The 12,706-nt window shown below is 69.1% G+C and carries 13 protein-coding genes; 6 read left to right on the top strand and 7 right to left on the bottom strand.

All coding sequences use genetic code 11. The features are described from left to right. Positions 1 to 124: 124 nt before the first annotated feature. The 4 genes from chrA to A6745_RS16070 all read left to right on the top strand — a co-directional run bounded on the left by chrA (position 125) and on the right by A6745_RS16070 (position 4,554). The gene (gene chrA / locus A6745_RS16085) at positions 125 to 1,348 is read left to right on the top strand and encodes a chromate efflux transporter (RefSeq protein ID WP_066131295.1); all 1,224 of its coding nucleotides are present in this window, start codon (positions 125 to 127) and stop codon (positions 1,346 to 1,348) included. Positions 1,349 to 1,419: 71 nt separating this feature from the next. Continuing rightward, a complete protein-coding gene (locus A6745_RS16080) occupies positions 1,420 to 2,064 on the top strand; it encodes a hypothetical protein (protein ID WP_066129154.1) in 645 nt (214 codons plus the stop codon). 210 nt (positions 2,065 to 2,274) lie between these two features. Continuing rightward, positions 2,275 to 3,438 (top strand): DUF1624 domain-containing protein, encoded by a 1,164-nt coding sequence (locus tag A6745_RS16075; RefSeq protein WP_066129152.1) that lies wholly within the window; start codon positions 2,275 to 2,277, stop codon positions 3,436 to 3,438. Between the two features lie 12 nt (positions 3,439 to 3,450). Next, positions 3,451 to 4,554, top strand: coding sequence for a porin (locus tag A6745_RS16070; RefSeq protein ID WP_066129149.1), 1,104 nt, complete (start codon positions 3,451 to 3,453; stop codon positions 4,552 to 4,554). A 48-nt stretch (positions 4,555 to 4,602) separates the two neighbouring features. On the opposite strand, the gene A6745_RS16065 is transcribed toward A6745_RS16070, so the two are convergent. Together A6745_RS16065 and A6745_RS16060 are read right to left on the bottom strand one after the other, a co-directional pair. Continuing rightward, positions 4,603 to 4,911 carry a DUF4148 domain-containing protein gene (locus A6745_RS16065; RefSeq protein ID WP_066129146.1) on the bottom strand — a complete coding sequence of 103 codons (309 nt, stop codon included), beginning with the start codon at positions 4,909 to 4,911 and terminating at the stop codon, positions 4,603 to 4,605. 48 nt (positions 4,912 to 4,959) lie between these two features. Continuing rightward, positions 4,960 to 5,982, bottom strand: coding sequence for a LysR family transcriptional regulator (locus tag A6745_RS16060; protein WP_066129145.1), 1,023 nt, complete (start codon positions 5,980 to 5,982; stop codon positions 4,960 to 4,962). A gap of 282 nt (positions 5,983 to 6,264) precedes the next feature. Here A6745_RS16060 and A6745_RS16055 point away from each other — a divergent pair, with 282 nt between their 5' ends. Continuing rightward, positions 6,265 to 6,963 (top strand): heavy metal response regulator transcription factor, encoded by a 699-nt coding sequence (locus tag A6745_RS16055; RefSeq protein WP_066131293.1) that lies wholly within the window; start codon positions 6,265 to 6,267, stop codon positions 6,961 to 6,963. Continuing rightward, entirely contained in the window at positions 6,960 to 8,327 is a 1,368-nt protein-coding gene (locus A6745_RS16050) for a heavy metal sensor histidine kinase (protein ID WP_066129142.1), read from the top strand. Before A6745_RS16055 ends, A6745_RS16050 begins: the two co-directional genes overlap by 4 nt. 33 nt (positions 8,328 to 8,360) lie before the next feature. Here A6745_RS16050 and A6745_RS16045 read toward each other — a convergent pair whose 3' ends face one another. The 5 genes from A6745_RS16045 to A6745_RS16025 all read right to left on the bottom strand — a co-directional run bounded on the left by A6745_RS16045 (position 8,361) and on the right by A6745_RS16025 (position 12,698). Beyond that, positions 8,361 to 9,086: a 4'-phosphopantetheinyl transferase family protein gene (locus A6745_RS16045; RefSeq protein ID WP_197488176.1), complete on the bottom strand. Its 726-nt coding sequence runs from the start codon at positions 9,084 to 9,086 to the stop codon at positions 8,361 to 8,363. Positions 9,087 to 9,351: 265 nt separating this feature from the next. Beyond that, positions 9,352 to 10,314, bottom strand: coding sequence for a Bug family tripartite tricarboxylate transporter substrate binding protein (locus tag A6745_RS16040; protein WP_066129139.1), 963 nt, complete (start codon positions 10,312 to 10,314; stop codon positions 9,352 to 9,354). Between the two features lie 45 nt (positions 10,315 to 10,359). Continuing rightward, positions 10,360 to 11,313: an SMP-30/gluconolactonase/LRE family protein gene (locus A6745_RS16035; protein WP_066129136.1), complete on the bottom strand. Its 954-nt coding sequence runs from the start codon at positions 11,311 to 11,313 to the stop codon at positions 10,360 to 10,362. Next, positions 11,297 to 12,097: an SDR family NAD(P)-dependent oxidoreductase gene (locus A6745_RS16030; protein WP_066129133.1), complete on the bottom strand. Its 801-nt coding sequence runs from the start codon at positions 12,095 to 12,097 to the stop codon at positions 11,297 to 11,299. The genes A6745_RS16035 and A6745_RS16030 overlap by 17 nt, the downstream gene beginning before the upstream one ends. 49 nt (positions 12,098 to 12,146) lie before the next feature. Then, positions 12,147 to 12,698, bottom strand: coding sequence for a carboxymuconolactone decarboxylase family protein (locus A6745_RS16025; protein WP_066129130.1), 552 nt, complete (start codon positions 12,696 to 12,698; stop codon positions 12,147 to 12,149). Positions 12,699 to 12,706: the final 8 nt, after the last annotated feature.

Here is a 12,706-nt window from a genome sequence, read left to right as displayed (position 1 = left end):
TTTGGTTTTTCGAAGCCGTGAGATCGACGCACGACCCTGGATGGTACCCGAGGGCGCGCGCCGGCTTCCCGCCGCATCGGCTTATCGGTGACAATCCGCCGATTCCACGATGCGGCAGACCAGCATGACCGACTTCCCGGCGCACGATCCCGATACCGGACACCTTGGCCGTCCAGGGTCGCCGCGCGAGGTACTGGGCGCCTTCCTGAAGCTGGGCCTGACGTCGTTCGGCGGGCCGGTGGCGCACCTGGGCTATTTCCGCGCCGAATTCGTCGAGCGCCGCCGCTGGCTGGACGACCGGAGCTATTCCGATCTCGTGGCCCTGTGCCAGTTCCTGCCGGGGCCGGCCAGCAGCCAGGTCGGTTTCGCGTTGGGGCTGGGCCGGGCCGGCTGGCTCGGCGCGTTGGCCGCCTGGGCCGGCTTCACGCTGCCCTCCGCCCTGCTGCTGGTGTTGTTCGCGTTCGGCATCGAGCATTGGGCGGGGCTGGCTGCGTCGGGCCTCGCCCATGGGCTGAAGGTGGCTGCCGTGGCGATCGTCGCCCAGGCGGTCTGGGGGATGTCCCGGTCTCTGTGCCCCGACCGGATGCGGGCCGGCATCGGCATCGCCGCCGCGCTGCTGGCGCTGGCGCTGCCCAGCGCCCCGGGCCAGATCGGCGCCATCGTCGCCGGCGGCCTGATCGGACGATGGGGGCTGCGCCTGGGCCGCCTGCCGCCGTCGCAACACCGCGATTACGGCGTTTCCCGGCGCATGGGCGCCGCGCTGCTCATGCTGTGCGGCGCCTTGCTGGTGGCACTGCCCGTGCTGGCGGCGGACGCCCGGTCGATGCTGCTGCCCGCCATCGCCACCGTCTACCAGGCGGGCGCCCTGGTGTTCGGCGGCGGGCACGTGGTGCTGCCGCTGTTGCAGGCCGGTGTGGTGCAGACGGGCTGGGTCGGCAGCGAGGCGTTCCTGGCCGGGTATGGCGCGGCGCAGGCCGTGCCGGGTCCGCTGTTCACGTTCGCCGCCTACCTGGGCGCCCTCATGCCCGCGCCGTTGGGCGGCTGGGCCGGCGCCCTCGCGATGCTGCTGGCCATCTTCGCGCCCGCCGTGCTGCTGGTGGCCGGCGCGCTGCCGTTCTGGGAGGCGCTGCGCCAGCGCGCGGGAATCCAGCGCGCCTTGGCGGGCATCAACGCGGCGGTGGTCGGCCTCCTGGGCGCGGCGCTGTACGACCCGGTCTGGACCAGTGCGATCCACACACGGGCAGACGCCGGGCTGGCCCTGGCGGCATTCGGACTGTTGGCCGTGGCAAGGGTGTCGCCGGTCATCGTGGTCGGCCTGGCGGCGGCCGCGGGGGCATGGCTGGCCTGACCGGTACGACGGGCGGCGGCCCGGCCGTCCAACGGGCACAATATCGGATTTTCCGAACCGGAAAGATCGTCGTGCCGACCCTGCTCAAGGCCCATGCGGGCGCCCTGCTACTGTGTCTTGCCGCTTGCGCCCAGGCGGCCGAACCGGCCGCGGATCCGCCCCAGGCGGAAATCGCCGCCCTCAAGCGCGGTTTCGCGGCCTTGGAAGCCAGGAAGCCCGATGCCGCCGTCGATACGTTCCGTGGCCTGTCCACGTCGGCCAACCCCGATATGGCGGCGCTGGCGCTGGAGGGCATGGGGCACGCCTACCGGCAGAAACTGGATTTCGCGAAGACGGTGGCGTCGTTCGAGAAATCCCTGGCGCTGCCCACGACAATGCCCCGGGATCTGCCCGCCCTGCATCAGCACATCGGCATGGCGGCGGTGCTGGCCGGGCAGTATGGCAACGCCGTCGAGCACCTGTCCCGGTGGAAGACCTCGTGGGAGGCCCACGAGCCCAGCAGCGCCTACGAGCACGCTCCCAGTGTCCTGGTCTATCTGGCGGTGGCCTTGGCGGAACAGCGCCAGTATCCGCAGGCATTGAAGGCCATCGCGCAATCCCAGGCCCTGAAACCCTCGCCGGGCGCCAGCACGATCCAGGCCGCCATCGACGCGGCCGCCAAGTCCGGCAAGGCCAGGCCGGGCGCCATCGCGGGGTGGCTCAAGCCCAGCCCCTGACGGGGGCCGAAGCACGGCCGCCCGACGGCATCGGCTGCCCCGCCAGGCCGCGGCGGGGGACGGCGGGGCAGTTCCGCGCGCTCAAGCTGACATTTCGCTTGATGATGAAATGTTATTTCATTACACTGCCGACCCTCGACGCCCTGGGCCGACGCTTCGACCGGCGCCAGGCTTCCCCCGCCGCCCGCCGGCTTGCCGTTGCCGTACCCGATGACTGGTCTTTCTTCCTCCGTTCCCTCTTCCCGCCTGCTGTCCATCGATGCCCTGCGCGGCCTGGTCATGCTGATCATGCTGCTGGATCACGTGCGCGAAACCGTGTATCTGCATGCCCAGGTCACCGATCCCATGGACGTGGCCAACACCCCGCCCGAGCTGTTCTTCTCCCGCGTGCTGGCGCATCTGTGTGCGCCCGTTTTCGTCTTTCTGACCGGACTGTCCGCCTGGCTTTACGGCCAGAAAGCGGGCAGCCTGAGCGCCACCAGCGCCTTCCTGGCCAAGCGCGGCCTGTTCCTGGTGGTGCTGGAGTTCACGCTGGTCAACTTCGCCTGGACGTTCCAGTTCCCGCCCTCGGTGGTCTACCTGCAGGTGATCTGGGCCATCGGCCTGTCGATGCTGGCGCTGGCCCTGCTGGTGCGCCTGCCCCGTCCCGCGCTGATCGCGGTGGGCGTGGCGCTGGTGGCCGGCCACAACCTGCTGGACGGCATCCACGTGGCGGTGGGCGAACCCGGTTTCGTGCTTTGGGCCATCCTGCATGACCGGGGCTGGATCGAGGTCAGCGAATCGCTGCGCCTGCGCACGTCGTATCCGCTGCTGCCCTGGATCGGCGTGATCGCCCTGGGCTATGCGTGCGGTCCGTGGTTCGCGCGCACGGTGGCGCCCGCCGAACGCCGGCGGCGCCTGTGCCTGGCGGGTGTGGGCGCCCTGGCGCTGTTCGTGGCGCTGCGCACGTTCAACGCCTATGGCCAGGCGCAGGGCTGGAGCCCGCAGGACGACGCGGTGCGCTCGCTCATGAGCTTCATCAACATCACCAAGTATCCGCCCTCCCTGTTCTTCCTGCTGCTGACCCTGGGTCTGGGCCTGCTGCTGCTGGCCTGGCTGGAACGCCTGGACGCGCGCCCCGCCGTGCGGGTGATGTGCGTGTACGGCGCCGCGCCGCTGTTCTTCTACATCCTGCATCTGTATGTGCTGAAGGCGCTGTACCTGGCGGCCAGGGCGATGTGGGGCCCCAACCAGGGGCAGTATTTCAGCGTGGACGGCGTGGGCATGCTGTGGGTGCTGACGGTGGTGCTGGGCGTGGCCCTGTACTGGCCGGTGCGCGCCTTCGGACAACTGAAGGCCCGCCGCCGCGACATCGCGTGGCTGAAGTACCTGTAAGACGGGCACGCCATGACGCACGTATCCCGATGGCGCGCGGCCTGCCTGTCGCTGGGCCTGGCCTCGGCCGCGCCGGCCTTCGCAGCGCAAGCTGACGGTCCCACCCTGTTCGGCGTGGTCGACCTGGGCCTGGCCGGCTTCCACGACCGCGAACGCAGCAGTTCTCACAACATGCAGAGCGGCATGCAGTCCGGCTCGCGCTGGGGCTTGCGCGGCCGCGAAGACCTGGGCGACGGCCTTTATGCCCGCTATCACCTGGAAAGCGGCGTGCTGGCCACCACGGGACGCAGCGCGCAAGGCGGCCGCCTGTTCGGCCGCGGCGCCTGGCTGGGCGTGGGCGGCGCCTGGGGCGAACTGCGCGCGGGCCGGCAGACCTCGGTGTCGTCGGAACGGCTGGGCGAGTTCGATCCGTTCCTGGCCTCCTACCTGAACCTGGGCGCGCAGACCGCGTTGCTGCCCTTCAACGCCAACCGCGCCGACAACACGCTGGCCTGGCGCCTGCCGATGCCTGGCCCCTGGCGCGTGGCGGTCGACCACAGTTTCGATGCCACGGGCGGCGGCGGCTTCGCCACGAACAGCGCCAATCGCCTGGACAGCGCCGCGCTGGGCTATGACGACGGCACGTCGGCCGTGGCCCTGACCTACGAAGGCGGGCGCTGGGCCGCGGACACCGCCGAGGGCCGCGCCATGGCCGCGGCGGGCGGCGCCGAGCAGCCATGGGCGGTCTCGCTGGCGGGACGGCGCAAGATCGGCCCCGCCACGCTTTACCTGGCGTACTCGCACATGCGCCACGGCTCGACGCTGCCCGCCGCGCCGTCACCCGGCCAGACGCCCTACTTTCCTGGCGGCACGGTGCACGGCCTGCTGGCGGGCCTGGGCTGGCAGGTCGGCGCGGGAACGATCATGGCCTCGTGGCAATCCAGCATTCCCGAGCATGAGGGCGCACTGGCCCGGCAAGGCGCGACGCATGCGCAGCACATCGCCTCGGTCGGCTACTCGCACGACCTGTCGCGCCGCACGAACGTGTACGCCATTCTCGGCCAGTTGCGCGGCGCCTGGGAAGATGCCGGGTGGCGGCAGACGCAGTATGCGGTGGGCTTGCGGCACCGCTTCTGAAGCCTGGCGGGCCATGCATGCCCTGCACGGCCCGGCCGCGCAGGCCGATCAGCCACGCGGTTCGGGCCGGGCTTGCGATGGCGAGGCCGACGGCACGCCGGGACGCTGCGTCAGGCGAACGTACGCTTCGTACTTCGCGCGGTACGCGGGGCTGTAGACGTCGGGCGTGCTCTCGGTGCGCCACTCCTCGTCCAGGCCGGCCTGCTTCCATGCCTGCAGGTCGCGCACGACGTCGGCGCGCGACAGCGTGCTCTCGCCCTTGGGCACAACGGTTTCTTCCCGGGCGTGCGCGGCGCCGATGGCCAGCATCGACAACATCAGGGTGGCGACGATCTTCAGGGATTGGGCTTTCTGCATGGTGTACCTCGACGAAGTTTGGACAAGGACGCCCGGGGTGGCCCGGATCTAGGCGCTGAGCGTCCATGCCTCCACTTTAGGGATCCACGCCTGACCCTTTCGGGACGCGAACGGGTCAGTGCTGTCAGGCATGCCTGGCAACACCTCGGACACCGAATCGAGCACGCTGGAACGACGCGACAGCACCGCCAGGCGGTCCACCAGGAAGTCCACGAAGGCACGTGCGCGCGCCGGCGGCGTGCGGCTGCCGAACAGCGCATGGATGCCCACGGGATCGAGCCGCCAGTGCGGCAGGATGGGCACCAGGCGCGAGTCCGATATCCCCGTGGCGGGCAAGGCGGCGATGCCCATGCCCGCCAAGGCGAAGCGCCGCACGATCTCCAGGTCATTGGCGCGCATCCTTGCCTGCGGCCGCACGGCGGCGCGCTCATCGTCCTGCACCAGCGTCCATGACATCAGCTCCGGGCAGACGTCGCAGCGCAGGCATTCATGGCTGTCGAGATCTTCCGGTGTCAGCGGGTTGTCGTGCCGCGCCAGATAGTCGCGCGAGGCATAGAGCCGGAACGGCACGAAGCCCAGGCACCGGGCCACCAGGTCGGAATCGGGTTGCGCGCCCCAACGCAGGGCCACGTCGAATTCGCGGCTGGCATCCCATCCCCGGCCGCCCGTGTAGTCGCAATGGAAATCCAGCGACGGCCAGTCCTGCGCGAACGCCTGGACCAGCGTGGAGAACCGCAGCGCGTCCAGGGGATCGGGCAGCAGCATCTTCAGCGTGCCGACGGGCTTGATGCCCTGTTGCAGCAGCACGTCCTGCGCGTCCGACACCTGTTCGACCAGTTGCCGGCAACGCTCGTAATACAACTTGCCCGCCTCGGTCAGCGCGATCTTGCGCGTGCTGCGCGCCAGCAGTTCCACGCCCAGGTGCTGCTCCAGCACCTGCAGGCGGCGCGACAGCGTCGAGGGCGGGACGTTGATCGACTCGGCCGTGCGCGACAGGCTCTGGCGCTTGGCGACCTCCACGAAGAACACGATGTCGTTGAAATTGAAGCCGTTGCCGGACAGTCTCATCATTCGTCCTTGTGCCGGTTGGCAGGCGGCGAACGAGGCGGCTGCGGGACGCAGCCCCGACATCCCGAGTACGCCGCAAGCAACAAGCCAGCCGAACTTTAGGCGTCCGTGCCTGTCAGTGCCTTGACGCGCTGCTGACAGAATGACAGCAACTCGCCCCCTGCCGTGATGCCTGACAGAATTGTCAGTTGGCGGACAGCCCCCCGACCCGCTACATTGCCTACAGTTCCCCCCGAACTGGGCCATTGCGCCCGTGGCGTGTCCATAAGAAAGGCAATGATTCCCGTGCGTGTCCTGATCATCGAGGACGAGGAAAAGACCTCTTCCTACATTCTTCGCGGCCTGGTCGAACAGGGCTATACGGTCGATACGGCCGCCAACGGCACCGACGGCCTGCACTATGCGCTGGAGTCCGACTACGACGCCATCGTGCTCGACCTGATGCTGCCCGGGATGAATGGCCACGCCGTGCTGGACAACCTGCGCCGCCGCAAATCCACGCCCGTCATCATGCTGTCGGCGCGCGGTACCGTACACGACCGGGTCGATGGCCTGCGCAAGGGCGCCGACGACTACCTGGCCAAGCCCTTCTCGTTCATCGAGCTGGTGGCCCGGCTGCAGGCGCTGACCCGCCGCCGCAGCGACACGCTGGAAGCCACCGTCCTGAACATCGACGACCTGTCCATCGACCTGCTGGCGCGCCGCGCGGTGCGGGCCGGGCAACGCCTGGAACTCACGGCCAAGGAATTCTCGCTGCTGACCCTGCTGGCGCGCCGCCAGGGCGAGGTGCTGTCCAAGCTGATGATCGCCGAGCAGGTCTGGGACATGAACTTCGACAGCGACATCAACGTGGTCGAAGTCGCCGTCAAGCGCCTGCGCGCCAAGGTCGATGCTCCGTACGAGAACAAACTGCTGCACACCGTGCGCGGCATGGGCTACGTGCTGGAGGCGCGCGCGGACGGCCTGCCTGCCGCCGTCGCATGATCCGCCGGCTGTCCATCGCGGGCCGCCTGGCGGCCATGATCGCCATCACGGGCGCGGTCGTGTTCGGCAGCGTGGCCATGGTGCTCTACCACGTGCTCGAAGAGGCCGTGCGCAACCAGATCCGTGGCGAACTGACCCTGCAGCATACGCTGCTCGACCCCCTGATCTCTTACCGCGACCGGCTGGAAGACTGGGGCGTCGTCCACACCAAGCTGAACGCGATGCAGGAAAACGGCCGCATCCGATACTGGATCCTGTCGGACGATGCACGCTGGCGCCACGGCCCCACGCCCAAGATCAACGACGACGGCCCGCTCAAGGACGACGTCGTGCACACCGTGCACGACGAGAACGAACGCATCTGGTGCCTGCTGTCGCGCAAGATCGCGGGCCGCGGCGAACGCCCGGCCGTGCGCTTCGTCATCGCCCTGGACTCCACCTCGTACCTGCACACCAAGGACCGCTTCGTCCACATGCTGCGCGTGGCGTCGGGCCTGGGCATCCTGCTGGTGGCGATCCTGGGCTACTGGGTGGCCAAGGTGGGGCTCAGCCCGGTGCGGCGCCTGAGCAAGCAGGCCAACGCCCTCCCCCCGAACGATCCTCGCCAGCGGCTGGCCATCGACCCCGCGCCCGACGAGATCCGCGAACTCGCCGAGTCGATCAACCATTCGCTGGCGCGCCGCGAGGCGGCCTGGCGGCAGCTGGAGGGCTTCAACGCCGACGTGGCGCACGAATTGCGCACGCCGCTGACCAACCTGATCGGCCAGACCCAGGTGGCCCTGAGCCAGCCACGCCAGGCCGGCGAGCTGCAGGACCTGCTGGCCTCGAACCTGGAAGAGCTGGAGCGCATGAGCGGCATCGTCAACGACATGCTGTTCCTGTCCAGCGCCGACAACGGCACGCGGGCGTCCGAATTGAGCAACATCTCGCTGCGCGAAGAGGCCGAGAAAACCGTCGAATATCTGGAAGAATCCTTCAGCGAGCGGCGGATGGACGTGGTGCTGCGCGGCGACGCGCAGGTGTGCGCGGACCGCCGGCTGTTCCATCGCGCGCTGGCCAACCTGTTGTCCAACAGCGCGCGCTACGCGAACGCGCCCTCCACCGTCACCGTCACCATCGCGCGGGATGGCGCATATGCCGCCGTGAAGGTGTCGGACCACGGCGACCCGATCCCCGTCTCGCAGCAGTCGCAGCTGTTCGAGCGGTTCTATCGCGCGGATGCGGCCCGCACCCGCAGCGGGGCGCATCACGGGCTGGGCCTGTCGATCGTGCGCGGCATCGCGCGCATGCACGGCGGCGATGTGTTCATGAGCAGCGAAGGCGGGGTGAACACGTTCGGCTTCCGCTTGCTGCTGAAGCCCTGAGCCAGCGCGACGGCCAGGTCAGGCCTGGCGGATTCAACCCGGCGCCCGCTCGTCCCTCGCCAGGCAGCAGGCAGTCAGCACCTGGCCGCCGTCCCAGGCGTGGCGCACCCGGATGGACTGCCCCGCGCGCCAGTCCCGCGCGTGCCAGTCCCGCGTCAAGGTCAGCCGGATCGCTGCCGGCTCCAATGCGGTCGCTTCCACCGCGTCGAACTCCTGGAACACGCGCAGGCGCGGATACAGGGCCTTGTACAGCGCCTCCTTGGCCGAGAACAGCAGCGTCAGGGCCTGCTGCCTGTCGAGCCCTGTATCCAGGCGCCGCAGCTCGGCCTCGGTGGCGATCAGGGCTTGCACTTGCGCCACGGTCTCGACGCCGATCAGCTCCTGCAGATCGAGGCCCAGGCCCTCGCAGCGGGAGGCGCTGGCGGCGCCCGCGATGGCCCAGCGGTTGCCATGGCTGATGCTGCCCACCCACCCCGCCGGCCAGACCGGCAGGCGGCCATCGATGGGCAGGATGCCGTCAGCGGGCATGTCCGCCGCACGCACGCCGGCGCCATGCAACGCCCGCGCGGCGCAGACGCGGCCCGCCACGAACTCGTTGCGGCGCTTGTCCGCCATGTTGGCCGTCAGCCCCGCCAAGGTCTGCGCGGCCCGTGGCGGCAACGTCCGCGTTGCCTGTGCGATGCCATCCGGATCGATGCGCAGGGACGAAAGGCCGACCCAGTCCGGCAGCGCGAGGGTGCGTCGCAAGGCATCAAGCATGGCGTCGGACCCCGGAGCGGCCCGGCATGGCATGGCGGGCCGCTCCGCGCGTTGATCGCGCGGTCGGCGCCGCAGCCGGCAAATCATGCAGGAGGACCTTCATGGCGGGACGAGGCGAGTGAACTTGCACCAATGTGAGGCGCCAGCGAGACCGCGGCGCATTTCCGGAAAGGACGAGCCGGATTGTCCTATATCGCCTGCCGGCGCGCAGCATGGACGATGGGCTCCCGCAGGAGCCCATCGATCAACTCGACCCGCTGCCGGATCAATTATCCATCTGGATCCCTTCGGCCTTGCTCAGGTCGCCCCACTTCTTCATGTCGTCCCGCACGATCTCGGCGAACTTCTGCGGCGTCGTCGGCGAAAGCTCCACCCCGGTCGCCTCGGCGTAAGCCTTCATCTGCGGCGACGCCATCAACGTCGCCACCATCTCGTTCAGTTCGGCGATCTTCTGCGGCGGCGTGCCCTTGGGCGCGAACAGCCCATACCAGTTGTTGGCGTACACGTTGGGAATGCCCAACTCGTCGAAAGTCGGCACATCCGGCAGCACCGGCGACCGCTTCGGCGCGGCAATCGCCAGCGCGCGCGCCTTGCCCGCCTTGATCTGCGGCATCAGGCCCGACACGTCGCCGATGAAGCCGGCCACCTGTCCGCCGATGGTGTCGGTGATGGCGGGCGCGGCGCCCTTGTACGGCACGTGCAGGATCTGATTCGCGCCCGTGGCCTTCTTCAGCTGCACGATGGCCATGTGCGGCATGCTGCCCACGCCGGACGAGGCCATCGACAGGCCATCGCCCTTTGCCTTGGCAACGAAGTCCTTGGCGGTCTTGAGCGGACTGTTCTCGCCCACGATCAGCACCTCGGGCACCGACACCAGCAGCGAAACCGGCGTGAAGTCCTCGATGGGATCGTAGATCAGCTTGGGATACAGGCCGGGGTTGATCGAGATGGCGCCCACCGAGCTCAGGAACAGCGTATTGCCATCCGGACGCGAGCGGCCCACGTAGGTCGCGGCGATGGCGCCGTTGCCCCCGGGCTTGTTCTCGACCAGCACGGGATGCTTGAGCGCCTTCTCCAACTGCTGCGCCACGATGCGCGCCAGCGAGTCGGCCGGACCGCCCGCCGGGAACGCCACCACCAGGCTGGTGGGTTGCTGCGCCTGCGCGCCGGCCAGTCCGGCCAGGCTCAGCAGCCCCGCCGCCAGGCACTTCAACATTCGCTTATGCATGGTTTCTCTCCTCTTTGTTTACTTATCGATGGATGCGCGCGCGCATCAAAGGGGCGTGGCCCCTTGGGTGTTGACGAACAGGGAATAGATGGACGTGCAGGACGCCATGAACAGCCGGTTGCGGTGCTTGCCGCCGAAAGCCAGGTTGGCGCAACGCTCGGGCAAGGCGATGCGGCCCAGCCGCTCGCCCTGCGGCGAGAACACGTGCACGCCGTCCAGTTCCGGCGTGCCCATGCCCCAGCCGCACCACAGGTTGCCTTCCACGTCGACCCGGAAGCCGTCGGGCGTGCCGTGGCCCGCATCGACCAGCACGCGCGGCTCGCCCAGCGCGCGGCCCCCGTCCAGCACGTCGCAGGCCACGATGTTGCGGGGACGCGCGCGGGATTCGATGACGTACAGCTTCGATTCGTCGGGCGAGAACGCCAGCCCGTTGGGCCCATTGATGGTGTCGCACATCTTGGTCACCGCGCCGCTGTCGGGACAGATGCGGTACACCGCTGCGGGCAGCTCCTGCGTGGCTTTTTCGCCCTGGTAGTAGCCGACGATGCCGAACGGCGGATCGGTGAACCAGATCGAGCCATCCGACTTCACCACCACGTCGTTGGGCGAGTTCAGCCGCTTGCCGTCGTACTGGTCGGCCAGCACGGTGATGCGGCCGTCGTGCCCGGTGCGCGTCACGCGCCGGCCCAGGTGCTCGCAGGTCACCAGCCGGCCCTGCCGGTCGCGCGTGTTGCCGTTGGCGTGGTTCGACGCATGGCGCCACACATGAGTCTGCCCGCTGGTCTCGTCCCAGCGCATGATGCGGTCGTTGGGCACGTCGCTCCACAGCAGGTAGCGGCCATCGCCGAACCACACGGGGCCTTCGGCCCAGCGGCAGCCGGTGGCCAGGCGCTCGACCGCCGCCAGCGGCAGCACCAGTTTCTCGAAGCGCGGGTCCAGCGCGATGACGGCCGGATCGGGATAGCGTCCCGGCGTGGCGGGATCAGTCGCAGCGCGCACTCATGCCTCCGTCGACGACGATCTCGGTGGCGGTGATGAAGCGCGCCTCGTCCGAAGCCAGGAACAGCGCGGCATTGGCGGTATCCATGCCGTCGCCCATGAACGGCAGCGGAATGCGCGCCTGGCGCTGCGCCAGCAGGGTCTCGACGTCGCCGCCGGCGCGCTGGCCGGCCAGCCGCACCTCGACCATGGGGGTGTGCATCTGCCCGGGAATCACCGTGTTGCAGCGGATATTCTTCTTGGCGTATTCCAGCGCCACCACGCGCGACAGCTGGATCACGCCGGCCTTGGCGCTGGCGTAGCCCACCTGCGCCGAGCCGGTCCAGCGGATGCCCGAGGTCGACGCGATGTTGACGATGGCCCCGCCGCCCTGGGCTTCCATCAGGGGCAGCACGTGGCGGCAGCCCAGGTAGACGCTTTTCAGGTTGAAGTCGATCTGCTGGTTCCAGGCGGCTTCGTCCAGGCCGACCGGGCCGCCCTTGCGCGACCCGCCCACGTTGTTGACCAGGATGTCGATACGGCCCCAGGCGTCCATGCAGGCCTGCACCAGATCGCGCACGGCGTCCGAAGACGTGACGTCCGCCTGCCAGGTCCGGATCTCGCCGCCCGCCTCGCGCACGCGCGCCACGGTTTCTTCCATGGCGTCGGGGTCCATGTCCACCGCGAAGATCCTCGCGCCCTCTTGCGCGAAGCGGCAGGCGATGGCCCGGCCATTGCCCCAGCCCGGCCCCACGCTGCCCGCGCCGGTGACGATCGCCACCTTGCCCTGCAAACGGCCCGTCATGATGTGTGCTCCTCGTTGTCGTTCGTATCGCCGGCGCGGGGCTTCGGACTCAGCGTCCGAACGTCACCGTGCTGCCGTCGTCCGGCTGCACCTCGAAGACGTTGATCGTCATCGAGATCAGCGTGTAGTAGCCGGCGATGCCCACCAGGTCCACCACGCGCGGCTCGTCCAGGACCCGCACGGCCTCTTGGTACAGGGCGTCGGGCACCTGCCGGGTCTCCAGCAGCGCCTGCACGAAGCGGTAGACCACCGACTCGTCCTCTTTCTCGAAGACCGGCGCGTCGCCCAGGCGGATCTGCTCGGCCACCCGCTCGTCCAGCCCCGCCTTCAAGGCGATGGGATGATGCGCCCACCATTCGAATGACGAACGCCACCAGGCCGCCATCGTCAGGATGGCCAGTTCGGACAGGCGCGGCTCCAGGCTGGAGTCGTAGCGGCAGTACTGGCCCAGCGCCTGGGCATGCTCGGCCAGTCCGGGACGATTCAGCCAGATGGCCAGGGGCCCACGCACGCGGCCGCGCGGGCCGCTGGCGATGGCGTCGTATACACGGCGCTGGTGCTCGGACATCCGGGCGGCGTCGGGCGCGTTCAAACGGGGCATGAGTCAGT

The sequence above is a fragment of the Bordetella ansorpii genome (assembly GCF_900078705.1).
Lineage (GTDB): Bacteria > Pseudomonadota > Gammaproteobacteria > Burkholderiales > Burkholderiaceae_B > Bordetella > Bordetella ansorpii_A.
The sequence above is the reverse complement of the archived record's forward strand: the minus strand, read 5'-3'. Positions and strand labels throughout refer to the sequence as shown.